24 protein-coding genes and 2 tRNA genes are annotated in these 25,825 nt (G+C 67.5%); 19 read left to right on the top strand and 7 right to left on the bottom strand.

Features of this window, described 5'->3' with window-relative positions:
- Positions 1-57: 57 nt before the first annotated feature.
- The 4 genes from AC1RUS_RS08310 (at position 58) to dusA (ending at position 5,922) form a co-directional block, all read left to right on the top strand.
- On the top strand, positions 58-2,433 hold the full coding sequence (locus tag AC1RUS_RS08310) for a TonB-dependent receptor (protein ID WP_492914892.1): 2,376 nt from the start codon (positions 58-60) through the stop codon (positions 2,431-2,433).
- Positions 2,434-2,562: 129 nt separating this feature from the next.
- A complete protein-coding gene (locus AC1RUS_RS08305; protein WP_492914890.1) occupies positions 2,563-3,576 on the top strand; it encodes a LacI family DNA-binding transcriptional regulator in 1,014 nt (337 codons plus the stop codon).
- Positions 3,577-3,578: 2 nt separating this feature from the next.
- On the top strand, positions 3,579-4,679 hold the full coding sequence (locus AC1RUS_RS08300; RefSeq protein WP_492914889.1) for an esterase-like activity of phytase family protein: 1,101 nt from the start codon (positions 3,579-3,581) through the stop codon (positions 4,677-4,679).
- A 229-nt stretch (positions 4,680-4,908) separates the two neighbouring features.
- Positions 4,909-5,922, top strand: a complete 1,014-nt coding sequence (gene dusA / locus AC1RUS_RS08295; protein ID WP_492914888.1) for a tRNA dihydrouridine(20/20a) synthase DusA — start codon at positions 4,909-4,911, stop codon at positions 5,920-5,922.
- A 2-nt stretch (positions 5,923-5,924) separates the two neighbouring features.
- Here dusA and AC1RUS_RS08290 read toward each other — a convergent pair whose 3' ends face one another.
- Entirely contained in the window at positions 5,925-6,440 is a 516-nt protein-coding gene (locus tag AC1RUS_RS08290; protein ID WP_492914886.1) for a TIGR02281 family clan AA aspartic protease, read from the bottom strand.
- A gap of 256 nt (positions 6,441-6,696) precedes the next feature.
- On the opposite strand from AC1RUS_RS08290, the gene AC1RUS_RS08285 reads away from it, so the two are divergent.
- Positions 6,697-7,023, top strand: a complete 327-nt coding sequence (locus AC1RUS_RS08285) for a hypothetical protein (protein WP_492914884.1) — start codon at positions 6,697-6,699, stop codon at positions 7,021-7,023.
- Positions 7,024-7,027: 4 nt separating this feature from the next.
- On the opposite strand, the gene AC1RUS_RS08280 is transcribed toward AC1RUS_RS08285, so the two are convergent.
- Positions 7,028-7,243: a DUF1289 domain-containing protein gene (locus tag AC1RUS_RS08280; protein ID WP_492914882.1), complete on the bottom strand. Its 216-nt coding sequence runs from the start codon at positions 7,241-7,243 to the stop codon at positions 7,028-7,030.
- 84 nt (positions 7,244-7,327) lie between these two features.
- Between AC1RUS_RS08280 and AC1RUS_RS08275 the strand changes: the two genes are divergently transcribed.
- The 6 genes from AC1RUS_RS08275 to AC1RUS_RS08250 all read left to right on the top strand — a co-directional run bounded on the left by AC1RUS_RS08275 (position 7,328) and on the right by AC1RUS_RS08250 (position 12,107).
- Positions 7,328-7,663 carry a hypothetical protein gene (locus AC1RUS_RS08275; protein WP_492914880.1) on the top strand — a complete coding sequence of 112 codons (336 nt, stop codon included), beginning with the start codon at positions 7,328-7,330 and terminating at the stop codon, positions 7,661-7,663.
- A 38-nt stretch (positions 7,664-7,701) separates the two neighbouring features.
- Positions 7,702-8,583, top strand: coding sequence for a nicotinate-nucleotide--dimethylbenzimidazole phosphoribosyltransferase (locus tag AC1RUS_RS08270; protein ID WP_492914878.1), 882 nt, complete (start codon positions 7,702-7,704; stop codon positions 8,581-8,583).
- A gap of 148 nt (positions 8,584-8,731) precedes the next feature.
- Positions 8,732-9,946 (top strand): acyl-CoA dehydrogenase family protein, encoded by a 1,215-nt coding sequence (locus AC1RUS_RS08265; protein ID WP_492914876.1) that lies wholly within the window; start codon positions 8,732-8,734, stop codon positions 9,944-9,946.
- 127 nt (positions 9,947-10,073) lie between these two features.
- Complete coding sequence (locus tag AC1RUS_RS08260; RefSeq protein ID WP_492914874.1) at positions 10,074-11,219, top strand: acyl-CoA dehydrogenase family protein; 1,146 nt, start codon at positions 10,074-10,076, stop codon at positions 11,217-11,219.
- 164 nt (positions 11,220-11,383) lie between these two features.
- Entirely contained in the window at positions 11,384-11,758 is a 375-nt protein-coding gene (locus AC1RUS_RS08255; protein ID WP_492914871.1) for a hypothetical protein, read from the top strand.
- A 205-nt stretch (positions 11,759-11,963) separates the two neighbouring features.
- Positions 11,964-12,107 carry a hypothetical protein gene (locus AC1RUS_RS08250; protein ID WP_492915298.1) on the top strand — a complete coding sequence of 48 codons (144 nt, stop codon included), beginning with the start codon at positions 11,964-11,966 and terminating at the stop codon, positions 12,105-12,107.
- A 43-nt stretch (positions 12,108-12,150) separates the two neighbouring features.
- On the opposite strand, the gene AC1RUS_RS08245 is transcribed toward AC1RUS_RS08250, so the two are convergent.
- The gene (locus AC1RUS_RS08245) at positions 12,151-12,450 is read right to left on the bottom strand and encodes a DUF8200 family protein (RefSeq protein ID WP_492914869.1); all 300 of its coding nucleotides are present in this window, start codon (positions 12,448-12,450) and stop codon (positions 12,151-12,153) included.
- 69 nt (positions 12,451-12,519) lie between these two features.
- The gene (locus AC1RUS_RS08240; protein WP_492914867.1) at positions 12,520-13,128 is read right to left on the bottom strand and encodes an LOG family protein; all 609 of its coding nucleotides are present in this window, start codon (positions 13,126-13,128) and stop codon (positions 12,520-12,522) included.
- Between the two features lie 93 nt (positions 13,129-13,221).
- On the opposite strand from AC1RUS_RS08240, the gene AC1RUS_RS08235 reads away from it, so the two are divergent.
- The 3 genes from AC1RUS_RS08235 to AC1RUS_RS08225 all read left to right on the top strand — a co-directional run bounded on the left by AC1RUS_RS08235 (position 13,222) and on the right by AC1RUS_RS08225 (position 16,427).
- Positions 13,222-14,070, top strand: coding sequence for a hypothetical protein (locus AC1RUS_RS08235; RefSeq protein ID WP_492914866.1), 849 nt, complete (start codon positions 13,222-13,224; stop codon positions 14,068-14,070).
- Entirely contained in the window at positions 13,998-15,926 is a 1,929-nt protein-coding gene (locus AC1RUS_RS08230; RefSeq protein ID WP_492915296.1) for an ABCB family ABC transporter ATP-binding protein/permease, read from the top strand. Before AC1RUS_RS08235 ends, AC1RUS_RS08230 begins: the two co-directional genes overlap by 73 nt.
- 63 nt (positions 15,927-15,989) lie before the next feature.
- Complete coding sequence (locus AC1RUS_RS08225) at positions 15,990-16,427, top strand: VOC family protein (RefSeq protein ID WP_492914864.1); 438 nt, start codon at positions 15,990-15,992, stop codon at positions 16,425-16,427.
- A gap of 3 nt (positions 16,428-16,430) precedes the next feature.
- On the opposite strand, the gene AC1RUS_RS08220 is transcribed toward AC1RUS_RS08225, so the two are convergent.
- From AC1RUS_RS08220 to AC1RUS_RS08210, 3 genes are all read right to left on the bottom strand, one after another.
- Entirely contained in the window at positions 16,431-16,841 is a 411-nt protein-coding gene (locus tag AC1RUS_RS08220; RefSeq protein ID WP_492914863.1) for a hypothetical protein, read from the bottom strand.
- A gap of 199 nt (positions 16,842-17,040) precedes the next feature.
- Positions 17,041-17,115 (bottom strand) — tRNA-Asn (locus tag AC1RUS_RS08215).
- Positions 17,116-17,258: 143 nt separating this feature from the next.
- Positions 17,259-17,333, bottom strand: a tRNA-Asn gene (locus AC1RUS_RS08210).
- A gap of 348 nt (positions 17,334-17,681) precedes the next feature.
- Between AC1RUS_RS08210 and AC1RUS_RS08205 the strand changes: the two genes are divergently transcribed.
- From AC1RUS_RS08205 to AC1RUS_RS08185, 5 genes are all read left to right on the top strand, one after another.
- A complete protein-coding gene (locus tag AC1RUS_RS08205) occupies positions 17,682-18,254 on the top strand; it encodes a protein-L-isoaspartate O-methyltransferase family protein (protein WP_492914861.1) in 573 nt (190 codons plus the stop codon).
- Between the two features lie 162 nt (positions 18,255-18,416).
- A complete protein-coding gene (locus AC1RUS_RS08200; RefSeq protein ID WP_492914859.1) occupies positions 18,417-19,856 on the top strand; it encodes a TolC family outer membrane protein in 1,440 nt (479 codons plus the stop codon).
- Positions 19,857-19,985: 129 nt separating this feature from the next.
- Complete coding sequence (gene popZ, locus AC1RUS_RS08195; protein WP_492914857.1) at positions 19,986-20,522, top strand: pole-organizing protein PopZ; 537 nt, start codon at positions 19,986-19,988, stop codon at positions 20,520-20,522.
- A 216-nt stretch (positions 20,523-20,738) separates the two neighbouring features.
- The gene (locus AC1RUS_RS08190) at positions 20,739-23,462 is read left to right on the top strand and encodes a valine--tRNA ligase (RefSeq protein WP_492914855.1); all 2,724 of its coding nucleotides are present in this window, start codon (positions 20,739-20,741) and stop codon (positions 23,460-23,462) included.
- A 605-nt stretch (positions 23,463-24,067) separates the two neighbouring features.
- Positions 24,068-25,825 (top strand): class I adenylate-forming enzyme family protein, encoded by a 1,758-nt coding sequence (locus AC1RUS_RS08185; RefSeq protein WP_492914853.1) that lies wholly within the window; start codon positions 24,068-24,070, stop codon positions 25,823-25,825.

Genomic DNA, 25,825 nt, shown 5'->3' with positions numbered 1-25,825 from the left:
CGTTTCACTAAATGACATCGACATCCGCGCAGGCGGGTCGCCTAAGGGGGCTTGAGCATGAAGACGTCCATCTGGCTGGTTTCGAGCGCGCTGTGTTCGGTGCTGGCGACCGGCCCGGCCATCGCCCAGGAAGCGGCCAAGCCGGTCGCCGCGCCGAGCGAGACCATCGACGAAGTGGTGGTCACCGCCGAGCGCTTCGGCTCGGGCCTGACCCGCGCCACCTTCACCCTGGGCGCCGAGGACATCCAGCAGCGCCCCCTGGGCGCGGAGATCACCCAGGCCCTGGTCAAGGTTCCCGGCATCCAGGTCTCCACCGGCGACACCCGCGGCGGCAGCTTCTCGTTCGAGATCTATATGCGCGGTCTCAGCGACGAGCAGATCGGCCTGACCCTGGACGGCGTGCCGACCGGCGACTCCCGCTTCAACGGCGGCTCGCCGCCGGCGCGGTTCATCGAGTCCAACAATGTCGGCAAGATCGTCGTCTCGCAGAGCGCCGGCGACATCGGCGCGCCGTCGCGCTTCGCCCTGGGCGGCTTCATCGATTTCATCACCGACGCGCCGCGCAAGGACTTCGGCGTCACCGTCGAGGGCGGGGCCGGCTCGTTCGACTTCACGGGCCTCTATGCTCGCGTCGACAGCGGCGAGATCGCGCCGGGCCTCTCGGGATATCTGAGCTACTCCACCCAGAAGAACGACATCTGGGCCGGCCGCGACAGCCGCCACTCCAAGCGCGATCACTACGAGTTCAAGGCGCTGAAAGAGTTCGACGACGGCTCGTCGATCCAGGCCCGCGTCTCCTACAACGACCAGACCGACAACGACTTCAACATCGTCACCAAGGGCGAGTTCGAGGCCGCGCCGCGCAGCGATCGGGCGCTGGACGCCATCACCGGCATTCCGGCCAAGGACATCGATTTCGGCGGCGCCCTGGGCGGCACGCGCAAGGATTGGCTGGCCTATGTCAACGGCCGCTTCAAGCTGAGCGACAGGGTCATGCTGAGCGTCAATCCATACTACCAGACGCTGAAGGGCGAATCCTTCCGTTACCAGGACCGCCAGCGCATCCTGACCGGCGGCGATCCGCGCGCGGTGACCAGCTACAACGCCAATGGCGGCGCGGTGCGCCCGACCCTCACGACCCTGCGCAACAGCAACGTGGTCGGCGGTCCGGCTGACATGCGGGTGACCCCGCGCGATCGCGAGCGCTATGGCGTGACCAGCGAGATCAAGGCCGACGACCTGATCGCCGGCCACAGCTTCCGGGCCGGCGCCTGGTACGAGGGCGGTGACTCCACCGAGAAGCGCAACTTCTACCCGATCATCAATTCAGCCACGAGCATCGCCTATGACCGCTCCAAGCTGAACTATGTGGAATACGAGCGCACGGCCTCGGTCGAGACGGTGATGCTTTACGCGCAGGACCAGATCAAGCTGCTGGACGAGCGGCTGAAGATCGACCTGGGCGTCACCTGGTACGACGTCAAATACGACGCCAAATCGCCGCTGGAATACAAGGCCAACGTCAAGTTCTCACAGCACTCGGACGTCAATCCCAAGCTGGGCGCGACCTTCAAGCTGGCCGACGCGCTGGAGGCGTTCGGCGGCTACGCCAAGAACTTCGCCGGCATCCCGGAGGACGCCTTCCTCGGCTCCACGGCGGTGATCAATCCCAACGACCTGACGCCGGTCTCGACCGAGAACGTCGACCTGGGTCTGCGCTATGTGAAGCCGAACCTGGCCTTCTCGATCCAGGCCTATGACGTCGAGCTGAAGAACAATGTCGGCATCGTGCCGCGCGACTCGACCGCCGCTCTCGATCCGCAGGAAGTGGTGCGCGGCAATGTGGCGACCAAGGCCGCCAACATCGCCGGCATCAAGACCAAGGGCGTCGAGCTCACCGGCTATTACGACTTCGGCGCGGTCGATCTCTACGGCTCCTATTCGCACCAGGACGCCAAGCACGACAACCCGGCTGTCGGCAGTGCGGCGCGCAAGGCCCTGGCCTCGGTGGGCGTGATCGGCGGCGCCGGCGTGCGCGACATCCCCAAGGACTCGTTCTTCGGCCAGGTTGGCTGGAAGCCCTTTTCGGGCCTGAAGCTGGAGGCCAACGCCCGCTATGTCGGCGATCGCGTCGGCGGTCACATCATCGCGCCGGTCACCTTCCAGGAGCTCGGGGTCGAGATGATCGACGGCTACACCCTGGTGGGGCTGACGGCGACCTATGACGTCAAGCGCGAGGGCGTTCCGGATCTGCGGCTGCAGTTCAACGTCGATAACCTGTTCGACGAAGAATATATCGGCGCGGTCAGCGGCTCGACGGCCACCCAGCCGGAGTTCGGCTACACCGCCGCGACGCCCAACGCCCGCACCCTTGACCGCTACTTCGTCGGCGCGCCGCGCACCTACACCGTTTCGGTGCGGGCCCGTTTCTGACGCTCGGATGCGATGGCCTCGTGACCCTCATTCCGGGGCTTTCGCAGGGGCGGGCCGCAAGGTCCGCCCCGCTTTCTTGACGCGCGAGCTGAAAGGTTTCACGTGCTGAACGGCAAACGGGACCGACGCATGGCCAAGAACGATCCGCCGCAGAACGACACGGGCCGCCGCGCCACCTTGAAAGAGGTCGCCAAGGCGGCGGGCGTGTCCCTGGCCAGCGCGTCCTATGCGATCAACGGCGCCGGATCGGTGGGCGAGGCGACCCGCGAGCACATACTCAAGGTCGCCGCCCAGCTGGGCTATCGCCCCAACCAGAGCGCCAAGGCGATGAAGACCGGCCGCACCGGCGCCATCGGCCTGATCCTGCCCGACCTGACCAACCCCTTCTTCCCCAGCCTGGCCCAGGGCGTGATCCAGGCGGCGCGCAGCTATGGCTACAGCGTCTTCCTGACCGACACCGAAGGCTCGCCCGAGGCCGAGCAGCGCTCGGTCAGCCTGCTGATCGACCATGGCGTCGACGGTGTGGTCTGGTTCCCGATCGCCGACACCGACACGGTGGGCAAGATGATCGGCAATACGCCGACCGTGGTGCTGGACCGCAATCTGCCGGGCTATGACGTGATCCAGGCCGACTACGCTGACGGCGGCCGGCTGGCGGCCGAACACCTGATCGAGGCTGGCCACGTGAACATCGGGGTGATCTCGGGTCCGCACGCGGCGTCCAGCGCCCGGCAACGGGCGGAAGCGGCGATCGCCGTGGTGCAAGAGCGCGCCAACCTGACCTGGCACGTCCACAACGCCTTCGCGCTCGATCTCGAACCGCAGGTGACGGCGGCGCTGGAGGGGCGCGCCGCCACGGCTGTGATCGCGGGCGCCGACCTGATCGCCATCGGCGCCATCCGACACATCCAGTCGATGGGTCTGTCGGTGCCGGGCGACGTCTCGGTGATCGGCTTCGACGACATCCCCTGGGCCGAGTTGAACAGCCCGGCCCTGACCACGATCGACATGCCGGTCGAGGACATGGCCGCCGCCGCCGTAGAGACCCTGGTGCGGCGCATGGCCAACAAGACCGAGCCTCGTCGCCGGGTGATGTTCAATGTCGAACTGATCGCGCGCGACTCCGTGCGTCGCCTGGGTTGAACATGCGCGCCGTCGCGGTCCTATGGCTGTGGCTGGCCCTGGCCGGCGCCGCACAGGCCGCGCTCCGGATCAGCCTGATCGGCGCTTATGACGTCCCCAAGACCCTGGCGATCGACGGCGCGCCGTTCGGCGGGGTGTCGGGCGTCGACTACGATCCGAGGACCGGCGAATGGCTGATGATCTCGGACGACCGGTCCGACAAGGCCCCGGCGCGGTTCTATGCGGGGCGCCTGACCTATGACGTCCGGGGCGTGTCGGCCTTCGCCCTGACGCGCCGCGTTATCCTGCGTCGCGAGACCGGCGAGCCGTTTCCACCAACCGACGGCCGTGACGGCGAGCGCGCCGACGCCGAGGCCCTGCGGCTGGATCCCCTCAACGGCGAGGTCGTCTGGGCCAGCGAGGGCGATCCGACCCGCGGCTTCGATCCGGCGGTGCGTCGCGCCGGCGCCGACGGCGCGCCTCTGAGCCGGCTCGCCTTGCCGGCCGGTCTGGCGTTCGATCCGGAAGGCCGGTCCGGCGCGAGGGCCAACCTGACCCTCGAGGGGCTGAGCTTCTCGCCAGACGGCCGATCGCTGTGGATGTCGATGGAGGCGCCGTTGATCCAGGACGGGCCGGTCAGTTCGGCGACGGCCGGCGGCCTGATCCGCATCACCCGTCTGGACCGCCGGGGCGCGATGCGAGCCCAGTTCGCCTATCGCCTGGATCCGATCCAGGTCGCGCCCGGCGCCGGCCTGCGCGCCGACAATGGCGTGAGCGAGATCCTGGCTGTGGACGATCACCGCCTGCTGGTGCTGGAGCGGTCCGGCGTCGAGATCCGCAAGGGCCACTTCGCCTTCCACTGCCGGCTCTACCTGGTCGACACCCGCCGTGGGCAGGATGTCGCCGGCCGCGAGAGCCTCTCGGGCGCGCCGGTCCGGCCGCTGGCCAAACGACTGCTGGTCAATTTCGCCAAGCTCGAACAGATCGACGCCGGCAATCTGGAAGCCATGACCTGGGGGCCTTCGCTGAAGGACAGGCGGCGGACCCTGGTCCTGATGGCCGACGACAATTTCGATCCCGACAGCCCCGGCGCGCTGCTGGTGCTGGCTGTGGCGGGACTTTAGACGGTCCGTCTTGGCTAGGGGCAGTTTCCGCGCCGCCTTGCGCGGGATCAACGTGCTGGAGACGCGTCGGCCATTTTGGCGTATCAGGGCGCGCCGATTGCCGGACGGAAGTTTTTGGCGTGTGCGCCTTGTGTTCAGCGCGCCGTCGTAGGATGGCCAGAGGCGTCGTAGAGCAGCATACGAAGGACGAAGTCGAGCACGTTTCGACGTGTCGAAAAACTGTCGGAACATGAAGCAATTTCAACCGCATAGATTTTCCGTCGCGCCGATGATGGATTGGAGCGACCGGCATTGCCGCTCGTTGCATCGGGTGCTGTCGGGCCGGGCGCTGCTGTATTCGGAGATGGTGACCAGCGGGGCCGTGGTGAACGGTGATTGCGAGAAGCTGCTGGGCTTCGACGCCGATCAGCATCCGGTGGCGCTGCAACTGGGCGGGTCGGATCCGGCCGAGTTGGCGCTGGCGGCGAAGATCGGCGAGGACTTCGGCTATGACGAGATCAACCTGAACGTTGGCTGTCCGTCGGACCGGGTGCAGAGCGGCCGGTTCGGGGCCTGCCTGATGCGCGAGCCGCAGCTGGTCGCCGAGTGCATGGCCGCGATCCAGGATGCGGTCTCGGTTCCCGCCACGGTGAAGTGCCGGATCGGCGTCGACGACCAAGACCCCGAGGAAAGCCTGTTCACCCTCGTCGACGCCAGCGCGGCCGCGGGGATCGATAGTTTCGTCGTCCACGCCCGCAAGGCCTGGCTGAAGGGTCTGTCGCCCAAGGAGAACCGGGACATTCCGCCGCTGGACTACGACCTGGTCTATCGGCTCAAGCGCGATCGGCCCGACCTGACCATCGTCATCAACGGTGGCGTCACCGATCTCGACGCCGTCGAAACCCATCTCCAGCACGTCGACGGCGTAATGCTGGGCCGCTCGGCCTATCACGAGCCGGGGCTGCTGGGGGCGGTGGACCGGCGGGTGTTCGGGGCGTCGGGGCCGGACGTGTCGGAGTTCGAGGCGGTCGAGCGCTTCAAGCCCTATATCGCCGAGAAGCTGGCGGCGGGCGTGCATCTGGCGGCCATGAGCCGGCACATGCTGGGCCTGTTCCATGGCCTGCCGGGCGCGCGCGCCTGGCGGCGGATCCTGACCGTCGAGGGCGTGAAGTCTGGAGCCGGTCTCGATGTCGTCGAGCGCGCGCTTGACGCGGTGCGCGAGGCGCTGGCGGCTCGCGAGGCGAAGGTCGCCGAGAGCGTCTGATCCTACGGGTGCAGGATCAGCGCCTGGGGCGTGGCCTCGAAGCGCGACAGCCGGCCCAGATAGCTCATGCCCAGGAGCGAGGTCTCCAGGCCCTTTTCGATGACCAGGGCGTCGACGTCGCGGACGCGGGCGCCGGCGATGGCGACGCTGGCCAGCTTGACCGACGCGGCGCGGGTGCGCCCGTCAGCGGTGATGACGCTGTAGTCGTAGTTCAGCTTGCCGGTGTCGATGCCCAGGCGCTGGGCGTCGGCCATGCTCAGCGAGACGGCGGTGGCGCCGGTGTCGACCAGGAACTTCACGGCCTTGCCGTCCACGGCCGCCTCGGCCCAGAAGTGGCCGTCGGCGTCCTTGGTGATCTGGGCCGCGCCTTCCGATCCGCCCAGCGTGGCGCTGGCGGCGGTCGGGGCGCGCAGCTCCGGATGACGCAGATCGTCCAGGGAAACCACGGCCTTGGCGGCTCCCACCGCCGAGAGCGCGCCCACCATCGCGATCATCGCGAACTTGAACATCGAAGACATCCTGCCTTGTAGGCTTTGTGACCGTTTCTACGGCCGTTGAGCGCCACCTTAGCGCGGCAGGCGTTTGCAAGGCGTGAATCGGAGCGTTGATTTATTGCGCATAGTTAATGATTACATAATCGTGACGGTGGGCGTTCGGAAAAGACTGTGATTAAACTTGTGTAATGAAATTGATGTCCTCGAATTAACTTCAGGTCTGTTTTAGGCGGCAGTATCTCTCGCGCACAGAAAGTTGCTTATCGAGGGAACAACGCACATGAAGACGATCATCATCGCCGCCGTGGCCGCCACGGCGCTGGCGGGCGTCGCGCAAGCGGCTCCGCTGTCGGACAGCCAGTTCCTGCAAGCCGCGCGCTGCCGGGGTCTGGCGGCTTCGGAAGGTCTCGGAAAACTGGACACCGCCGGCATCGACGCGGTCCTGCGCGCCGAAGGTGACGGACGCGACCAGCCGGTCCGCGCTTCGGCCGGCCGCAAGATCGCCGAAGGCCAAGCCCAGGGCGACAAGGCCGACGGCGCCAAGAAGGAAAAGCTGCTGGCCGAGCGTCAGTCGGCGTGCGGCGAGTGGCTGGCCGCGGGCAAGTAGGCCGTCAGGTCCGGCCGGCCATCAGGCTGGCCATCGGATCGGGGCGACCGGGGAGGGCGGCCATGATGTCGGCTCTCTCCTGGTCGCTCAGCTTCGCCCAGCCGGCGATCTCCGGAAGGGTGCGGCGACAGCCAAGGCAGTAACCAGTGACGCCGTCCACGGCGCAGACCTTCACGCAAGGCGTGACGATCGGTCGGGGCGGTCTGGCGTCGGAATTCATCGTTTCAATCTCTTCGTTCGACCGCCGGGACGCAAGTCTCGGCGGCCCGGCGAAGCCATGTCTCAAACCTGGAGAGCTCCCGTCATGCGCAAGATCATCCTTTCGACCATCGCCGCCGCCGCCCTTTCCGCCAGCGTTGCGCCGGCGTTCGCCGCCGAGCCTCGCTGGACCGACGCGCAATATCTGCGGGCCAGCCGCTGCGTGGGCCTGGCCCAGTCCGAAGCCCTGGGCGCGGTCGACGCCACGGCGCTGGTCACCGTGCTGAAGAGCCAGGCGCGCGGTCGCGAGAGCTCGATCACCGATCGCGGCGTGTCGCTGCGCGCCGAGGCCCTGCGCCAGGGCAAGACCAAGGACGAGGCCCGCAAGGCCTCGCTGGTCGCCGAGCGCGCCGACGCCTGCAAGACCTATCTGGCCAGCTGATCTAGCAATTGGGCGCGGGCCTCTTTAAGTCCGCGCCCATGACCGCTTCTCCCTTCGACGACATCCGCGCCCTGGCCTACGGCCTTCCGTCGGCCGGCCCGACGCCTGTGCTCGACCAGGCCAACCGTCTCGCCGAGATCTCGGCCTGGCTCACCACCTGGACCGGCAAGACGCCGCCGGCGGTGAACCGTCCGGTCGTGGCGCTCTATGCGGGCGCGCGTCAGGGCGTGGGGCCGCGGGGCTATGCGCGCGACAGGCTGGAGGCCGTGGCTTCGGGCGGCGCGACCGTCTGCCGGCTGGCTGGCGTTCAAGGCGCGGGCCTGGAAGCCTTTGATCTAGCCGTTGATCGCCCGACGCCCAACGCCGTCGACAAGCCGGCGATGAGCGAGAAGGAATGCGCCGCCACCATGGCCTTCGGCATGGAGGCCCTGGCCAAGCAGCCCGACCTGCTGGTCCCCGGCGTCATCGCCGCCGAGACCGACATGATCGCCTCGTCGATCGCCCTGGCTCTGTTCGGCGGCGAGGCCGGCGACTGGACCGACGCACCCGATCTCGTGGTCGCCGCCGTGACGCGGGCCCGGGAGGAGGGCGATCTTTCCGATCCGCTGGAGGTCCTTCGCCAACTGGGCGGACGCGAGACGGCCGCCGTGGCCGGCGCGATCCTGGCCGCGCGCGTGCAAAAGATCCCGGTGCTGCTGGACGGCTACGCCGCCTGCGCCGCCGCCGCCGTGTTGATGAAGATCGATCCCGACCTCGTCGCCCATTGCCTGGCCGCCCATGTCGGCGCTTCGAAGGGCCATGCGCGCCTGTTGGCGGCTCTCGACAAGCGGCCGCTTCTGGCGCTCGATATCGCCGTCGAGGAAGGGGTGGGCGGCGCCAGCGCTCTCGCCCTCGTCAAGCTGGCCTGCGAGGCGCGGTAGGCGTCGAAAGACGCGCTAACTGAACGCGGATCATATTCGCTTCCGTTGACGCTAACGTCATCTTTCCAAACGCTCGTTCGACATCTATCGTGGCGCCCGACACAACAAATCGGCCCTCAGTCAAAGAGGCCGGAACCGGGAGCCCGCCATGAATCTCGACTTCTCGCCCGAGGACGTCGCCTTCCGCGACGAAGTCCGCGCCTTCATCGCCGAGAACTATCCGGCTGGCCTGCGTGAAAAGCAGGAAGAGGGCGAGGAAATGGCCAAGGAGGACTTCCTCTCCTGGCACCGCACCCTGGCGAAAAAGGGCTGGGTCGCCCCGGCCTGGCCCGAGAAGTTCGGCGGCCCCGGCTGGACCTCGGTTCAGCGCTACATCTGGTCGGAAGAGACCGCCCGCGCCGACTGCGTGCCGATCCTGCCCTTCGGCATCAACATGGTCGGGCCGGTGATCTACACCTTCGCCACGCCCGAACAGAAGGAGCGGTTCCTGCCGCAGACCCTGTCGGGCGACATCTGGTGGTGCCAGGGCTATTCCGAGCCGGGCGCGGGCTCGGACCTGGCCTCGCTGAAGACCAAGGCCGAGCGCTTCACCGGCGACGACGGCAAGGAATACTACCTGGTCAACGGCCAGAAGACCTGGACCACCCTGGCTCAGCACGCCGACTGGATCTTCTGCCTGGTCCGCACCGATCCGACCGCCAAGATCCAGGAAGGCATCTCGTTCCTGCTGATCGACATGAGGTCGCCGGGCGTCACCGTGCGTCCGATCATCACCCTGGGCGGCGAGCACGAGGTCAACGAGGTCTGGCTCGAGAACGTCAAGGTGCCGGTCGAGAACCGCATCTTCGACGAGAACAAGGGCTGGACCTGCGCCAAGTTCCTGCTGGCCCACGAGCGCTCCGGCATCGCCGGCGTCGCCCGCTCCAAGCGCGGCATCGAGCGCATCCGCGCCATCGCATCGACCGAGCTGTCGGATGACGGCGAGACCCTGATCAAGGACCCGCAGTTCAAGCGCAAGATCGCCGAACTGGAGATCGACCTGACCGCCCTGGAGTTCACCGAGCTGCGCACCCTGGCGGGCGAGGCGGCCGGCAAGGGGCCCGGTCCGGAGTCCAGCGTCCTGAAGATCAAGGGTACAGAGATCCAGCAGCGGATCACCGAGCTGGTCCTGGAAGCGGCCGGCCACTACGGCGCGCCGTATTTCCGCGGCTTCCCGACCGACGGCGACAACGCCCATCCGATCGGCCCGGACTTCAGCCACCGCGCGGCTCCGACCTATTTCAACGTCCGCAAGACGTCGATCTACGGCGGTTCCAACGAGATCCAGCGCAACATCATCGCCAAGATGGTGCTGGGGCTCTAGCCCACACTTGTCATCCCGGGCGCGCCAACGGCGCGACCCGGGACCGCCAATTCACAGACCTTGAAGGTCCCGGCTCTCCGCTACGCTACGGCCGGGATGACAGAACAAAAAGAACGGAAACCCTGGGATGGATTTCAACTTCACCGAAGAGCAGTCGATGGTCCGCGACACGGTCGCGAGCTTCCTGCAGGACAAGTACGACTTCGAGACCCGCCGCAAGATCGTCGCTTCCGACGCCGGCTGGCGCGCCGACTACTGGAAGACCTTCGCCGAGGAGCTTGGCATCTTGGGCGCGCCGTTCAGCGAGGAGCTGGGCGGCCTGGGCGGCGGCGCCATCGACAACATGATCATCATGGAAGAGTTCGGCAAAGCCCTGGTCATCGAGCCCTATCTGGGCACGGTCGTGATCGGCGGCGGCTTCATGAAGCACTCGGGCTACGCCCACGCCGCCTCGGTCATCGAGGGCATCGTCGGCGGGACCACCACCATCGCCTTCGCCTATGCCGAGCCTCAGGGCCGCTACACCTGGCGTGACCTGAAGACGACCGCCAAGAAGGAAGGCTCCGGCTATGTCCTGAACGGCCACAAGGCCGTGGTGGTCGGCGCGCCGTTCGCCAGCCACCTGATCGTCACGGCCCGCACCGGCGGCGCCCAGCGCGACGCCGGCGGCGTGTCGGTGTTCCTGATCGACAAGAGCCTGCCGGGCGTCGTCACCCGCGACTATCCCACGGTCGACGGCGGTCGCGCCTCGGAAGTCTATTTTGAGAACGTCTCGATCCCGGCCGACGCCCTGATCGGCGGCGAGGGCGAGGGCCTGCCGCTGGTCGACAAGATCATCGACGAGGCCACGGCCGCCGTCGGCGCCGAAGCCGTCGGCGTGCTGCGCAAGCTGCACGAAGGCACGCTGGACTATGCCCGCCAGCGCAAGCAGTTCGGCACCGCCATCGCCAACTTCCAGGTGCTGCAACACCGGATGGTCGACATGTTCATCAATGTCGAGCAGGCCGTGTCGATGACCTACATGGCCACCATCAAGATCGACGAGGACGACGCCACGCGCGCCAAGGCCGTCTCGTCGATGAAGGTCCAGATCGGCCGGGCCTGCAAGTTCGTGGGCCAGAACGCCATCCAGATCCACGGCGGCATGGGCATGACAGACGAGCTGGCCATCGGCCACTATTTCAAGCGCGCCTCGCTGATCGAAGGCCTGTTCGGCTCGGTCGATCACCACCTCAAGCGCTACGAATCCCTGGCGTTCGACGCCGCCGCCTGAGGTCTGAGGGCGGCGACGCCCACGGAACATCGGCCCTGAAATGAAGGAGCCGCCTGCGTCACGCCGACGCGGGCGGCTTTTTCTTCGCCCCATCCCAGATTCACCGCCCAAGCCCGACCGGGACAGTCGTTCAACCCTTCGACCACACCGAAGGAGGCAAGCGGATGACCGGCGAGAACAGCGGCGACGAGCGGATCATGACCGACGAAGCGGTCGCCCTGGTGGAAGCCAATGCGCGCCTGCTGATCGATCAGATCCGCGCCGCCAAGCTGACGGCGTCGCAGCTCGAGGCCGCTCTGGCCCTGGTGGTGGGCGTGGTCGCCAACGACCCTGACCTGCAGGGAGGCGTTGTGCTGCAACGGATTGCGGGCCAGGTACGGCTGTGCGCCGACGTGCCGGAGCTGGCCGCCGAGACCATCGGCTGCGACATCGAGCGGGTGAACCCGGCCATCCTGCGCGCCGCCGCAGGCGTGCTGTGCGACGTCGAGAACGCCATCGAGATCTTTGAGGCCCAGGGCGAGCAGGTCACGCTCCACTAGGGCTAATAACGACCGTGTGCGGATCAAAACGTCGGTCGACCGATCGGCGCGAAATCGGCATGTTCCGTGCGCTGATATAGTCTGTATGCGGAATAAAAATGCTTGCGACCCGGTCTGTTCGGCGCATGCTTGGCCTCGACGCGCTGACGACTAGGAGGGTGGGAGCCCCTGTAAGCCGCGCGCGTCTCCTGGTCCAACGGCCTGTCTGGGAGACGCCGCCATGAACGTATCGAAGATGAACCACGCCATGCTGTCCTTCGCCTTGATCGGCGGGATGCTGGTGGGATCCAAGTCGGGTTCGACGCCGAAGACGCCCAAGTCGTCTTCCAGGCCCTCGAACCGGAAGTAGCGTAAAGAGGGCGATCCGCGCCAAGCGGATCGCCCTTTGCGTCTTACGGCTTGGCGGCCGTGTTGCAGTCGGTGATGCCGGCGTCGTCCAGGGCTTCGCCGCGATAGTTGAACGAGACGACTGCGCCGAGTTCGGCGGCGACCTTGCGGCAGGCCCGGCCGATCGGCAGGGACTTCACCTGCGGCGCGGCGCAGACATCGCCGTTGCAGCGCCAGGCCGCGCCATCCTGGATCAGGCTGGGAACCTTGGCCGGAGCCTTGAGCTTCAGAACCGCGCCTTCGGCGGCGAACGCGCCAGTCGACAGGGCGGAGGCCGCGACGAGCGCGGTCACGAAAATACGCATGACTGTTTCCTTTATCCCCTTGGTCGACGGGGAGGCCGACCAACTGGGAAAGTGCGTTGCGTTTGGAAACTAAGTCAATAGGCGAACGCTCGTTTGAGGGCCGCTTTGATAGAATTCCGCGTCCCATGACAAGAGCATTGGCGTCACATCCTCAGCTTTCTCGACCGAGCGCCAGGTTTCGGCCAGGGCCGGAGGGGTCAGGCCCTCGTCGATGGTGTGCTTGAGCAAGGCGAACAGCGGGTCCCAGAAGCCGCGCGGATTGTGGAAGACGATCGGCTTCTGGTGCAGGTCCAAGCGACGCCAGGACAAGAGCTCAATGATCTCTTCCAACGTGCCGATGCCGCCGGGCAGCACGACGAAGGCGTCGGCCTTCTCGAACATCATCATCTTCCGCTCGTGCATGTTGTCGACGACGATGGTCTCGACGTCGTCGAAGGGCTGCTCGCGGCCGGTCAGGAACTTGGGGATGATGCCCAGCACTCGACCGCCGGCGCCATGCGCGCCCCGGGCCGTCGCGCCCATCAGGCCCACGCCGCCGCCGCCATAGATCAGCTTCAGCCCCGCCTTGGCGAAGCTGGCGCCGATCTCGCCGGCGGCCTGGATGAAGGCGGGATCGGCGTCGTTGGAGGAGCCGCAATAGACGCAGACGGAGTCCAGGCGGCTAGACTCATCGGACATCGTCGTTCACTCCAGCAAAAGAAAAGGCGCGCCTTGGCGGCGCGCCACCTATGTAAAGCCCGGCGCGGTTCGTCGCGCCGACATGAGCGCCGCATGATCAGGATTCGCACCGCCCCTTTCAAGTCGCTGCTCGCCCGGGGCGTCCTCGCGGCGGCCTTGATGGGGACGAGCGCCGTGCTGACGGGCTGCGGCGACGCCCACAAGGACGAATGGCGGCCCGGCAAGCAGCCGACCGCGGCCTCGACCCAGGCCGACGCGGCCGAGGCGGGCTATGTCGCGCCGCCGCGCGTCGAGCAGGCCTCACGCGTGCCGGCTGGCCTGCTGCTGACCGGCGTCGGCGCCCCCGGCGCCAGCATTCGCCTTGGCGCGCCCACCGGCGAGACGGTGGTGGGCCAAGCCGACTCGGGCGGCAAGTGGAGCCTGACGGTGCCGCTGGGCCAGGGCGTTCGGCTGTATGGCCTGTCGATGACCCGCGAGGGACGCACCGTCCAGGCCGAGGGCTATGTGATGATTACGCCGGAGGGTGCGGTGGCGCTGTTGCGGGCGGGGGCGGGCGCCTGGCGGCTGGCTCCTGGGTCGAGCTCGCCCCACATCCTGGCCGTCGACGTCGATCCCGAAGGCGGCGCGGTGATCTCGGGCATGGCCGCGCCAGGCGCGGGCCTGGGCGTCCGTGTGGACCGCACGCCGCGCGCCGTGGGCCAGGCGGCCGACGACGGGCGCTTCTTCCTGTCGCTCAGCGAACCCCTGGGCCCCGGCGCGCACGACATCCAGGTCAGCGGCGAGGGCGGCGAGCAGCGGATCACCATCGAGACCTCGCCCGCCGCGCGGCTGGTCGACGGTCCGGTGCGCACTCAGAGGCTGGACAGCGCCTGGCGCGCCGACTGGATGACGCCCGGCGGCGGCCTTCAGACCACCTTCCTCATCCTGTCCGCGAGCCGATGAGGGGTTTCGGCTCTTCGCCCTCGTCGCGCGAGGCGGTGTCCGGCGCGATCGCCGCGCCGACGGTGCGGGTGCGCTTCTGGAGCGCGATGGGCGACCTTTTCCGGCTGGTGCTGCGCTCCGACGCGCCCGGCCTGCGTTGGCGGGTCGCACTTGCGCTAGGCTTCACCCTGGTCGGCAAGGCCCTGGGCGTGCTGGCGCCGCTGCTGCTGGGCGCGGCGGTCAACCGACTGGCGGCCGGGCAGGGCGCGGCGGCGACCGTGACCTGGGCCTTTGCGGGACTGGCGGCCGGCTGGGCCCTGGTGCGGTTCATCTCGGCGGCGGCGCCCCAGGCCCGGGACGCGGTCTTTACGCCCGTCGCCCAGGCGGCCCAGAACCGCGCGGCGGTCGAAACCTTCTCGCACGCCCTGTCGCTGTCGATCGACTTCCACCAGTCCAAGCGCACCGGATCGCTGTCGCGGGTGATCGATCGCGGCGCGCGGTCTATGGACTTCCTGTTGCGCAGCCTGGTGTTCAACCTTGCCCCTACGGCGATCGAGCTGGTTATGGCCGCTGTCGTCCTGGCCAAGGCCTATGACTGGCGTTTCGCCGCCATCGCCCTCGTGACCGTCGGCGTCTACGGCTACATCACCTTCGCCATCTCCGACTGGCGCATCGGTCACCGCCGCGCCCTCAACGAGGCCGACGCCGAGGCCGCCGGCCGGGCCGTCGACGCGCTGATCAACTACGAGACCGTCAAGTCGTTCGGCGGCGAGGAGCGGGCGGTCGGCGGCTACCAAGGCGCGCTCGACATCTATGGCCGCGCCCAGATCCAGGCGACCAACTCCCTGACCGTGCTCAATGTCGTTCAGTCGGCGGTGATGAGTCTGGGTCTGGGCGTCATGGCGGTGCTGGCCGGGACCGAGGCCTCGGCCGGGCGCATGGGGCCGGGCGACGTCACGGCCGCCGTGCTGATCCTGATCAATCTCTACGCCCCGCTGAACATTCTCGGCTTCGCCTATCGCGAAATCCGCCAGTCCTTCATCGACATGGAGGCCATGCTCGACCTGCGCCGGCAGAGCGCCGACGTGGCCGACGCTCCGGGGGCTGTCGACCTGCCGCCCTGCGCCGACCAGAGGGGCGGGGCCGTGGTGTTCGATGCGGTGTCCTTCACCCACGGCGCGCGGTCGGAGGGTCTCAAGGAGGTCAGCTTCTCGATCCCGCCCGGCAACACCGTCGCCATCGTCGGACCGTCCGGGGCGGGCAAGACCACCTTGGTGCGGCTGGCGCTGCGGATGATCGACCCGCAGTCGGGCCGCGTCACGTTGGATGGCCACGACCTGAAGGACCTGCGCCAGGCCTCCCTGCGCCGCGCCGTGGCGCTGGTGCCGCAGGACGTGGCGCTCTTCAACGACACCGTGATGGGCAACATCGTCTTCGCGCGTCCCGGCGCGACCGAGGCCGAAGTCTGGGCCGCCGCCGAAGCCGCCGAGCTGGGCGAGTTCATCCGCAACCTGCCGGACGGCATGGCCACCAAGGTCGGCGAGCGCGGGCTGAAGCTATCGGGCGGCGAGCGCCAGCGGGTCGGCATCGCCCGGGCCCTGCTGGCTCAGCCGCGCGTGCTGATCCTCGACGAGGCCACCAGTGCGCTGGACAGCCGCACCGAGGCGGCGATCCAGGAAACCCTGCGCAAGGCCCGAGCGGGGCGGACGACGCTGGTGGTGGCCCACCGTCTGTCGACCATCGCCGACGCCGACGAGATCGTGGTGCTGCGACGCGGCCGGATCGTCGAGCGCGGCGCCCACGCGGCCCTGCTGGAAGCGGGCGGCGAGTACGCGGCGCTGTGGCGGCGGCAGACCCGGGACAAGGCGCCGGCCTGACCGGGCTTTCGTCCTGTCGCATCGAGGCGTTATATCCAGGCCATCCAGTCTGGGAGTCTCGCCTTGCGCTATCTGCACACCATGGTCCGCGTCCGTGATCTGGACGCCTCGCTGCGGTTCTATTGCGAAGGCCTGGGCCTGACCGAGATGTACCGGATGGAAAACGATAAGGGCCGCTTCACCTTGGTGTTCCTGGCCGCGCCGGAAGACGTCGAACTGGCCAAGGAGCGCCGCGCGCCTCTGGTCGAGCTGACCTACAACTGGGATCCCGAGGACTATCAGGGCGGTCGCAACTTCGGTCACCTGGCCTATCGGGTCGACGACATCTACGAGACCTGCCAGCGCCTGATGGACATGGGCGTGACCATCAACCGTCCGCCGCGCGACGGCCACATGGCCTTTGTGCGCTCGCCGGACAACATCTCGGTGGAGCTGCTGCAGGACGGCAGCCTGGAGCCGGCCGAGCCTTGGGCCTCGATGCCCAACACCGGCGCCTGGTAGGGTCTATTTCCGCATGGCGGCCAGCTCTTCGAGCCGGCGGCGGGGGTGATCGGCGATGGCCTTCCACATCAGCTCCTCCAGACGCAGCCGATAGGCCGCGTCATAGCCGGCGGTGAACGGCGAACGGATGCTGCCTGCGGGATCGGCGGCGACGGCCCGGGCCAGACTCTTGCGCGCCAACACCGCCTCGCGATCGACGGGAGCCTCCGTCCGCTCGGCGGCGATCCAGCTGTCGATCTCGAGCGTGGCCTTCACGGCCGTCTGGATCAGGGCGGGCAGGGAGTGGATGTCCTGGCGAATCTCGGCCGTCATCTGCGGTCGAATGGCCAGCGGGTCGATCACCTTGAAGTCCAGGGTGGCGACCACGCGCTGGAGGGTCGCGGGCCAATGGTCGTCTGCGGTGATCATGCTCAAGCCATAGTCCCGAGGGACGCGTCGGAGAAGGTCGCGTACCGCTGTTCGCTACCCGGTGAAACCCGGCGTAAGGCCGCACCCAGGCTACAATCCTCAAATTGGGGAAGCTTGGCCGTGCGTGCGCGGCAAGCATCGGGCGGCGAGCCGCCAAACAAGGCAAGACTATGAGAAGGAAGGCCAAGCTTAGGCCGTCCGGAGGTGGCTCCGCGGGTAGGATTCGAACCTACGACCAGCCGGTTAACAGCCGGCTGCTCTACCACTGAGCTACCGCGGAACAGGTCGCCTCAGGAAGAGGCGGGGTGATAGCCGCCTCGACGACTCGATGCAAGGCGCGAGAACGCTTCGAGGCGAACTAAATATTGGAAGGTTGTGGAGAATTTCGCCGGCGACGCTCCCTCGGAAATCCGAAGGAGCGAGTGGCTCCGCGGGTAGGATTCGAACCTACGACCAGCCGGTTAACAGCCGGCTGCTCTACCACTGAGCTACCGCGGAACAGGTCGCCTCAGGAAGAGGCCGGGTGATAGCCGCCTCGACGACTCGACGCAAGCAACTTCGAACAAAAAAACAGCCCGGCTTGTGACCGGGCTGTGGAAGTCAGTGATGGTGGGTGCCTTCAAAGAAGACCCGTTAAAATTGGGCCTTTATGGTTAATTGGGCCTTAATTTCCGAAGGCGCCAAAAGGTCGCAACCGCCCGTGTTCCTTGCGAAGGTTGGCTTCGGCGCCACGCGAGGCGGACAAAGCCGAGGCCTTGGCGCGCTTCCGCGCCGTTCGCATTGCGTTGAGGGGAGGGGCGGACCTATAAGCCTGCTCTCGAACGTCCAAGTCCGCCGAGGGATTCCATGAGCACCGATTTCGCCGCCGCGCGGCTGAACATGGTGGAAAGTCAGATTCGCACCGCTGACGTGACGGATCTGCCGCTTCAGGACGCCCTGCGCGTCGTGGCGCGCGAGGCCGTGGTGCCGGCCGGCAAGGCCTACCTGGCCTATGCCGAGACCGAGATCGAATACGCGCCGGGCCGCTGGCTGCTGCGTCCGCGCGACGTGGGCAAGCTCCTGCAGTTCCTCAAGCCCCGCGCGGGCGAGAAGGCCCTGGCCATCGCCGCGCCCTACGCCGCGGCCGTGCTGGAGGCGATGGGCCTTTCGGTCGAGCGTCTCGACGGCGACGACCTGAGCGCGCCGACGGGCGAGGGCTATGATGTCATCATCTGCGAAGGCGCAGTCGGCGCGGCTCCGGCCGCCTGGACCAAGGCCCTGGCCGTCGGCGGACGCCTGGGCGTCGTCGAGCGCGGCGGGCCGGTCGGTCGCGCCACGATCTATGTGAAGGCCGAGGACGGCGTGGGCCGTCGCGCGGTGTTCGACTCCACTCCGCCCGTCCTGGCCGGCTTCACGGCCGAGCCTGGGTTCGCGTTCTAGGTCCGGCCCGAAGGTTTCACCGACGGGTCGGTTTGTCGTTTTGGAAACATGCGCGCAACGTGTGCGTGAAAAAAGCTTAACTGGCGGCCAGTGGCGGTCGGCCCTACACGCGCTCATATAGTGCGGGCGCCAGCTTCGCGTGTCTTGGGGATAAAGAACTTGATGTCGAATAGCCGCCGGGCCGCTTTGCTGGCCGCCGCTTGCAGCCTGAGCCTGATGGCCGGCTTCGCCTCCGCCGCCCAGGCCGAGACGCTGACCGACGCCATCGCCCTGGCCTACCAGACCAACCCCTCGCTCCAGCAGCAGCGTGCGTCGCAGCGCGCCACCGACGAGACGGTGGTCCAGGCCAAGACCGCGTTCCGCCCCACCGCCACGCTCTCGGCCGACGTGACCGGCACCCGCACCGATCCCTCCGGCAGCAGCCGCCACATCGACACCGCCGGCAGCGGCGCGACGCTCAGTGTCAGCCAGACGCTCTACACCGGCGGCAAGGCCAGCGCGAACCTGACCGCAGCCGAAGGCGACGTGTTCGCCGCCCGCGAGAACCTGCGCACCGTCGAGCAGAACGTGTTGATCGCCGTCATCCAGGCCTATGTGGACGTGCGTCGCGACCAGGAACGCCTGCGCATCTCACAAGAGAACGTCGCGGTGCTGAACCGTCAGCTCGAGGAATCCAACGCCCGCTTCGACGTGGGCGAGATCACCCGCACCGACGTGGCTCAGTCGCAAGCCCGTCTGGCCGCCGCCCAGGCCCTGTTGACCTCGGCCGAGGCTCAGCTGGCGATCAGCCGCGCCAGCTATGCGGCGGTGATCGGCCAGAACCCGACCGACCTCGCGCCCGAGCCCTCGATGGCCTCGCTGCTGCCGCCGACGGTGGAGCAGGCCTTCGACGCCGCGGAGAACAACAACCCGGCCGTCCAGGCCGCGCGCTACAACGAAGCCGCCGCCGCCGCCCGCGTGGCCTCGGCCCGCGCCTCGCGCCGCCCGACCGTCGCGGCCCGCGCGACCCTGGGCTACAGCGCCAGCGAAGTCGCCGGCGTCGGCGACCAGTTCAAGGACTACGACCAGGCCCTGTCCGGCGCGGTGACCGCTTCGGTTCCGCTGTTTACCGGCGGCCTGACCTCGTCGCAGATCCGCGCCGCTCTCGAGCGCGAGAACGCCGCCCACATGGCGGTCGAGGTCGCCAAGCGCTCGGCCCTGCAGTCGGTCTCGAACGCCTGGGCCAACCTGCTGGCCTCGCGATCGAACCTGGTGTCGAACGAAGAACAGGTCCGCGCGACCCGCATCGCCTTCGAAGGCGTGCGTCAGGAGCAGCAAGTCGGCCTGCGCACCACCCTGGACGTGCTGAACGCCCAGCAGGAGCTGCGCGCCGCCGAGCTGGCCCTGGTCGGCGCCCGTCGCGACGAATATGTCGCCAGCGCCGGCGTCCTGCAGGCCATGGGCGCTCTGAACATCACCTCCCTGGCGCCGTCGGTCGAGAAGTACGACGCCAAGACGTCGTTCAACCGCGTCAATCACGCCCTGGGCTGGGTGCCCTGGGAGCCCGTGATCCAACTGGTCGACAAGATCGGCGCGCCGTCGACGAAGCCGAACTCCAAGTAGGTTCAGCCGCGTCCATTTGGCCCATGTGGAATCCTTGCGCTTGCTTAAGCGGCGCAAGGTCTGCACCATCAAAGGCTAGCGCCCCCTGGGGCGCATTAGGATTCGTACCTCTTTTCGACGGCCCCGCACATGTCCGACCAGAGCTCTCAAGAACCGACGATGGAGGAGATCCTCGCCTCCATCCGGCGCATCATCTCCGAAGATGACGCTCCGGCGGAGCCCGAGGCCGAACCCGCGCCGCCGCCGCCCGCGCCCGAGCCGGCGTATGAGGCGCCGCCGGAAGACGACGTTCTCGAACTGACCGATCCGATCGCGCCGGAGCCCGAGCCCGAGCCGGAACCCGTCGAGAGCGTCGGCGACCTGGACGTCTATTCGCCCGCGCCCGAGCCGGAACCCGCGCCCTACGTCCCGCCGCCGCCGGTCTTCGACCGCGACGACGTGGCCGACAAGCTGGTCGGTGATCATGCGTCGACCCTGGCCGCCAGCGCGTTCGGCAGCCTGAGCTCGGCCCTGCTGATGCCCAAGGACGCCCGCACGCTGGAAGACGTCGTGCGCGAGCTGCTGCGCCCGCTGCTCAAGGAGTGGCTCGACCAGAACCTGCCGCGCATCGTCGAGACCAAGGTGGAAGAAGAAGTCCACCGCATCGCCCGCGGTCGCGGCGTATAAAGCTCTGCGTCATCCCCCGCTTCATACGGGGGACCCAAGCCGTGCTGGCCAGTTTCGTTTTGGAAACGCCGCCTGGGTCACCCGGACAAGCCGGGTGATGACGATGAAATGGAAAAGGCGGTCGCTCGAGCGGCCGCCTTTTTCCGTTCGAAATCCCCTTGAAATCCAGGTCGCCCGGTTTCGCGCGGCGGCCGCAGATGGCATACCCGCAGCGCCATGCTTGATAAGACCTTCGATCCCAAATCCGTCGAACCCCGCCTGTACGCCGCCTGGGAGGCCTCCGGGGCCTTCAAGCCGAGCGAGGATCCGAACGCCGAGCCGTTCGTCATCGTGATCCCGCCGCCGAACGTCACGGGCAGCCTGCACATCGGCCACGCCCTGAACAACACGCTGCAGGACGTGCTGACCCGCTTCCACCGCATGCGCGGCAAGGCCGCCCTGTGGCTGCCGGGCACCGACCACGCGGGCATCGCCACCCAGATGGTGGTCGAGCGCCAGCTGGCCGCCGCCGGCAATATCGGCCGCCGCGACCTGGGTCGCGAAGCCTTCGTCGACAAGGTCTGGGAATGGAAGGCCGAGAGCGGCGGCGCGATCACCAACCAGCTGCGTCGCCTGGGCGCCAGCTGCGACTGGTCGCGCGAACGCTTCACCCTGGACGAGGGCCTGTCGGCCGCCGTCCGCAAGGTGTTCGTCCAGCTCTACAAGCAGAACCTGCTTTATCGCGACAAGCGCCTGGTCAACTGGGACCCGCAGTTCCAGACCGCCATCTCCGATCTCGAGGTCGAGCAGAAGGAGGTCGACGGCGCCTATTGGCACTTCGCCTACCCGCTGGCCGACGGCGTGACCTTCCAATACCCGGTCGCCTTCGACGAAGAGGGCAAGGCCACCGAATTCGAGACCCGCGACTTCATCGTCGTGGCCACCACGCGTCCCGAGACGATGCTGGGCGACACCGCCGTGGCCGTCCATCCGTCGGACGAGCGCTACAAAGACTTGGTCGGCAAGCACGTCGTGCTGCCGATCGTCGGCCGCCGCATCCCGATCGTCGCCGACGACTACGCCGACCCGACCAAGGGCTCGGGCGCGGTGAAGATCACGCCCGCCCACGATTTCAACGACTTCGGCGTCGGCAAGCGTCACGGCCTGGAAGCCATCAACATCCTGACCCCCGACGCGCGCCTGAACGAGAACGTTCCGGCCGAGTACCAGGGCATGGAGCGCTTCGCGGCCCGCAAGGCGATCATCGCCAAGGCCGAGGAAGAGGGCTGGCTGAAGGAGATCGAGAAGACCAAGCACATGGTCCCGCACGGCGACCGTTCGGGCGTGGTCATCGAGCCCTATCTGACCGACCAGTGGTACGTCGACGCCAAGACCCTGGCTCAGCCGGCCCTGAAGGCCGTCGAAAACGGCGACACCGTCTTCGAGCCCCGCCACTGGGAAAAGACCTATTTCGAGTGGTTGCGCAACATCGAGCCCTGGTGCGTCTCGCGCCAGCTCTGGTGGGGTCACCGCATCCCGGCCTGGTTCGGCGAGGACGGCCACATCTTCGTCGAGGAGACCGAGGAAGAGGCCCTGGCCGCCGCCATCCTGCATTACGGCCACGAGGCCCCGGTCCTGAAGCGCGACGAGGACGTCCTCGACACCTGGTTCAGCTCGGCCCTGTGGCCGTTCTCGACCCTGGGCTGGCCCGAGAAGACTAGCGACGTGGCGCGCTTCTATCCGACCAGCACCCTGGTCACCGGCTTCGACATCATCTTCTTCTGGGTCGCCCGGATGATGATGATGGGCATCCACTTCATGGGCGAAGTCCCGTTCAAGCAGGTGTTCATCAACGCTCTCGTCCGTGACGAGAAGGGCGCCAAGATGAGCAAGTCCAAGGGCAACGTGATGGACCCGCTGGTCCTGATCGACGAGCTGGGCTGCGACGCGGTGCGCTTCACGATGACGGCGATGTCGGGCCAGGCGCGCGACATCAAGCTGTCGAAGCAACGCATTGAAGGCTATCGCAACTTCGGCACCAAGCTGTGGAACGCCTCGCGCTTCGCCCAGATGAACGAGTGCGTCCGCGTCGAGGGCTTCGATCCCTCGACCGTCCAGCAGCCGATCAACAAGTGGATCCGGGGCGAGACGGTCAAGACCGTCGCCGAGGTGACCCGCGCTCTGGAGGAGCCGTCTTTCGACGCCGCCGCCACCGCGCTCTACAAGTTCATCTGGAACGTCTTCTGCGACTGGTACCTCGAGCTGGCCAAGCCGATCCTGAACGGCGACGACGCGGCGGCCAAGGCCGAGACCCGCGCCACCGCTGCCTGGGCGCTGGACGTGATCCTGAAGCTGCTGCACCCGGTGATGCCCTTCATCACCGAGGAGCTGTGGGAGAAGACGGCCGAGTTCGGCGCGCCCCGCAAGGGCATGCTGATCGTCGAGCAGTGGCCGCAGCTGCCGGAAAGCTGGATCGACGCCGACGCCGAGGCCGAGATCGGCTGGCTGGTCGACACCGTCAGCGAGATCCGTTCGGTCCGCGCCGAGATGAACGTGCCGCCGGGCGCCAAGCCGCCGCTGACCGTGATCGGCGCCAGCGCCGAGACCAAGGCGCGCCTGGCCCGGCACCGCGACCTGCTGCTGACCCTGGCTCGCCTGGACAGCGCCCGCGAGGCCGACGCGGCCCCGACCGGCGCGGTGCCGTTCGTGCTGGGCGAGGCCACGGGCGCCCTGGCCATCGCCGAGTTCATCGACCTGGCGGCCGAGAAGGCCCGCCTGACCAAGGAGATCGCCGGCCATGTCGGCGAGATCGAGAAGACCAACAAGAAGCTGAACAACCCCGACTTCCTGGCCCGCGCCAAGGAAGAGGTGGTCGAGGAAAACCGCGAACGCCTGGCCGAAGCCGAAGCCGCCAAGGCCAAGCTGGAAGCGGCGCTGAGCCGTCTGGCGGCGGTCGGCTAAGGCGCTGGATCGGCTCTATTCCCGTTCTTTATGGGGATAGAGCCGTCTTGCCTTCAAACAATTCAATGTCTTACGCTTTTCTCGTGTTTTTCTATCCCCGGCTCCCGGGGCGGCCCGATAATGCTCGTCACCTGAAGGCACGGGGAGGGCGCACGTACGGCGACCGAGGCGGCTTTCGGGTGTGGTCGAGCGGGACTAGGGCGCGGGCTGAAATCGCCCGCGCGGTCCGGAGAGCGCCAACTCTCCGCCCGCCGGGGGCCTCATTCGGGGCGGGTTAAAACCCCGCGATCCGAAGGCTTCCGTCTGAAGGCCACGCGAAGCGTCTGTCTTCGTCGAAACTGTGCTCAACACTGCAAATTATCCGGGCGAGGCCCGGGCGCTTCGCACCCTCCCCATCGGCTCAGCGGTCGAACCGCGTGAGGGCGAGAGCCCGTATCCATGTGCCTGTTTCCGCCGCGCGGGTCTCGAAGCTTCCCTTCCGGAAGCCGTCTAACTTATCAATGTTCCCCTAGGGTCAAACAGACGTTTGCATCCCGCTCGCGGCTGTGCTTTCTCGCTGTTGAACGCGCTCGACCAACAAGGCGCGACACACCGGGAGAGTAAACATGACCCAGGCCGCCGCCACCCCCGCGTCCGTTCCGTGGCCCGCCATGTCGGTGCAGCAGGCCTACGCCCTGATCACCCAGCCCGGCACGCCCGGCGAGATGGAAGAGATCGAGATCCGGGGCGTGAAGACGCGCACCTGGAAGAACGCGCCGCCGACCCTGCGCGACACTCTGGTTTTGGGGCGCGCCCACGGCGAGAAGATCTTCCTGGTCCACGAGGACGAGCGGGTCAGTTTCGAAGCCTTCTATCGCGCCGCCGGCGTGTTCGCCGCCGAGCTGGCCGCCAAGGGCGTTCAGAAGGGCGACCGTGTCGCCATCGTCATGCGTAACCTGCCCGAATGGCCCGTGGCCTTCTACGGCGCGCTGTCGATCGGTGCGATCGTCACGCCGCTGAACGCCTGGTGGACCGGTCCGGAACTGGAATACGGCCTGATCGATTCCGGGGCCAAGACCCTGATCGTCGACATCGAGCGCTACGAGCGCCTGGCCGAGCATTTCGACAACTGCCCCGAGCTGGAGCGGGTCTATGTCAGCCGCGCCAAGGAGGAGATCGCCCATCCGTACGTCTCGCGCCTGGAGACGGTGATCGGCTGTCCCAACGACTGGATCAAGCTGGACGAGGCGCCGCTGTCGACCGTGGCGATCTCGCCCGACGACGACGCGACGATCTTCTACACCTCGGGCACGACCGGTAAGCCCAAGGGCGCGATCGGCACCCATCGCAACGTCAACAGCAACATCTTCGCCGCCGCCGCCGCAGGGGCCCGCAGCTTCCTGCGCCGCGGTGAAGCTCCGCCCGAGCCCGATCCCAACGGCCCGCAACGCGGCTCGTTGATCTCGGTGCCGTTCTTCCACGCCACCGGCTGTTTCGCGGTGCTGAATCCGTCGCTGTTTGGCGGCGCCAAGCTGGCCATGATCCGCAAGTGGGATCCCGACAAGGCCATGCAGCTGATCCAGGACGAGCGCCTGACCCAGATGGGCGGCGTGCCGACCATCGCCTGGCAGATCATCGAGCATCCCAACCGCGAGAAGTATGACCTCTCGTCGATCGAGGCCGTGGCCTATGGCGGCGCGCCGTCGGCCCCGGAACTGGTGCGCAAGATCAAGGAAATCTGGCCCAAGGCCTCGCCCGGCAACGGCTGGGGCATGACCGAGACCTCGGCCACCGCCACCAGCAACTCGGCCGAGGACTACGAGAACCGCCCCGACAGCTGCGGCCCCGCCGTGCCGGTCACCGACCTGAAGATCATGACCGTCGAGGAGCCGCACCGCGAGCTGCCGATCGGCGAGGTCGGCGAGCTGTGGTGCCGGGGCCCGCAGGTGGTGCGCGGCTACTGGAACAAGCCCGAAGCCACCGCCCAGACCTTCATCGACGGCTGGGTGAAGACCGGCGACCTGGCGCGTCTCGACGCCGAGGGCTTCTGCTTCATCATCGACCGCGCCAAGGACATGCTGATCCGCGGCGGCGAGAACATCTACTGCATCGAGGTCGAGAACTGCCTCTACGATCACCCGGCGGTGATGGACGCGGCCCTGGTCGGCATCGAGCACAAGACCCTGGGCGAAGAACCCGCCGCCGTCGTCACCCTCAAGCCGGGCGCGGAAGCCACGGAGGCCGAGCTGCGCGCCTTCGTCGCCGATCGCCTGGCGGCCTTCAAGGTGCCGGTGAAGGTGGTGTTCTGGCATGAGACCTTGCCGCGCAACGCCAATGGCAAGATCATGAAGAACGAACTCAAGAAGGTTTTCGTCGAGGGGTAG

Source organism: Caulobacter sp. GW821-FHT10F06, assembly GCF_058809215.1.
This window is presented reverse-complemented; position numbering and strand designations above follow the sequence as displayed.

Excerpts from the sequence above, each read along its gene's own strand:
- AC1RUS_RS08310 (WP_492914892.1), top strand. The coding sequence starts at position 58 with ATGAAGACGTCCATCTGGCTGGTTTCGAGCGCGCTGTGTTCGGTGCTG.
- AC1RUS_RS08305 (WP_492914890.1), top strand. The coding sequence starts at position 2,563 with ATGGCCAAGAACGATCCGCCGCAGAACGACACGGGCCGCCGCGCCACC.
- AC1RUS_RS08300 (WP_492914889.1), top strand. The coding sequence starts at position 3,579 with ATGCGCGCCGTCGCGGTCCTATGGCTGTGGCTGGCCCTGGCCGGCGCC.
- dusA (WP_492914888.1), top strand. The coding sequence starts at position 4,909 with ATGAAGCAATTTCAACCGCATAGATTTTCCGTCGCGCCGATGATGGAT.
- AC1RUS_RS08290 (WP_492914886.1), bottom strand. The coding sequence starts at position 6,440 with ATGTCTTCGATGTTCAAGTTCGCGATGATCGCGATGGTGGGCGCGCTC.
- AC1RUS_RS08285 (WP_492914884.1), top strand. The coding sequence starts at position 6,697 with ATGAAGACGATCATCATCGCCGCCGTGGCCGCCACGGCGCTGGCGGGC.
- AC1RUS_RS08280 (WP_492914882.1), bottom strand. The coding sequence starts at position 7,243 with ATGAATTCCGACGCCAGACCGCCCCGACCGATCGTCACGCCTTGCGTG.
- AC1RUS_RS08275 (WP_492914880.1), top strand. The coding sequence starts at position 7,328 with ATGCGCAAGATCATCCTTTCGACCATCGCCGCCGCCGCCCTTTCCGCC.
- AC1RUS_RS08270 (WP_492914878.1), top strand. The coding sequence starts at position 7,702 with ATGACCGCTTCTCCCTTCGACGACATCCGCGCCCTGGCCTACGGCCTT.
- AC1RUS_RS08265 (WP_492914876.1), top strand. The coding sequence starts at position 8,732 with ATGAATCTCGACTTCTCGCCCGAGGACGTCGCCTTCCGCGACGAAGTC.
- AC1RUS_RS08260 (WP_492914874.1), top strand. The coding sequence starts at position 10,074 with ATGGATTTCAACTTCACCGAAGAGCAGTCGATGGTCCGCGACACGGTC.
- AC1RUS_RS08255 (WP_492914871.1), top strand. The coding sequence starts at position 11,384 with ATGACCGGCGAGAACAGCGGCGACGAGCGGATCATGACCGACGAAGCG.
- AC1RUS_RS08245 (WP_492914869.1), bottom strand. The coding sequence starts at position 12,450 with ATGCGTATTTTCGTGACCGCGCTCGTCGCGGCCTCCGCCCTGTCGACT.
- AC1RUS_RS08240 (WP_492914867.1), bottom strand. The coding sequence starts at position 13,128 with ATGTCCGATGAGTCTAGCCGCCTGGACTCCGTCTGCGTCTATTGCGGC.
- AC1RUS_RS08235 (WP_492914866.1), top strand. The coding sequence starts at position 13,222 with ATGATCAGGATTCGCACCGCCCCTTTCAAGTCGCTGCTCGCCCGGGGC.
- AC1RUS_RS08205 (WP_492914861.1), top strand. The coding sequence starts at position 17,682 with ATGAGCACCGATTTCGCCGCCGCGCGGCTGAACATGGTGGAAAGTCAG.
- AC1RUS_RS08200 (WP_492914859.1), top strand. The coding sequence starts at position 18,417 with ATGTCGAATAGCCGCCGGGCCGCTTTGCTGGCCGCCGCTTGCAGCCTG.
- popZ (WP_492914857.1), top strand. The coding sequence starts at position 19,986 with ATGTCCGACCAGAGCTCTCAAGAACCGACGATGGAGGAGATCCTCGCC.
- AC1RUS_RS08190 (WP_492914855.1), top strand. The coding sequence starts at position 20,739 with ATGCTTGATAAGACCTTCGATCCCAAATCCGTCGAACCCCGCCTGTAC.
- AC1RUS_RS08185 (WP_492914853.1), top strand. The coding sequence starts at position 24,068 with ATGACCCAGGCCGCCGCCACCCCCGCGTCCGTTCCGTGGCCCGCCATG.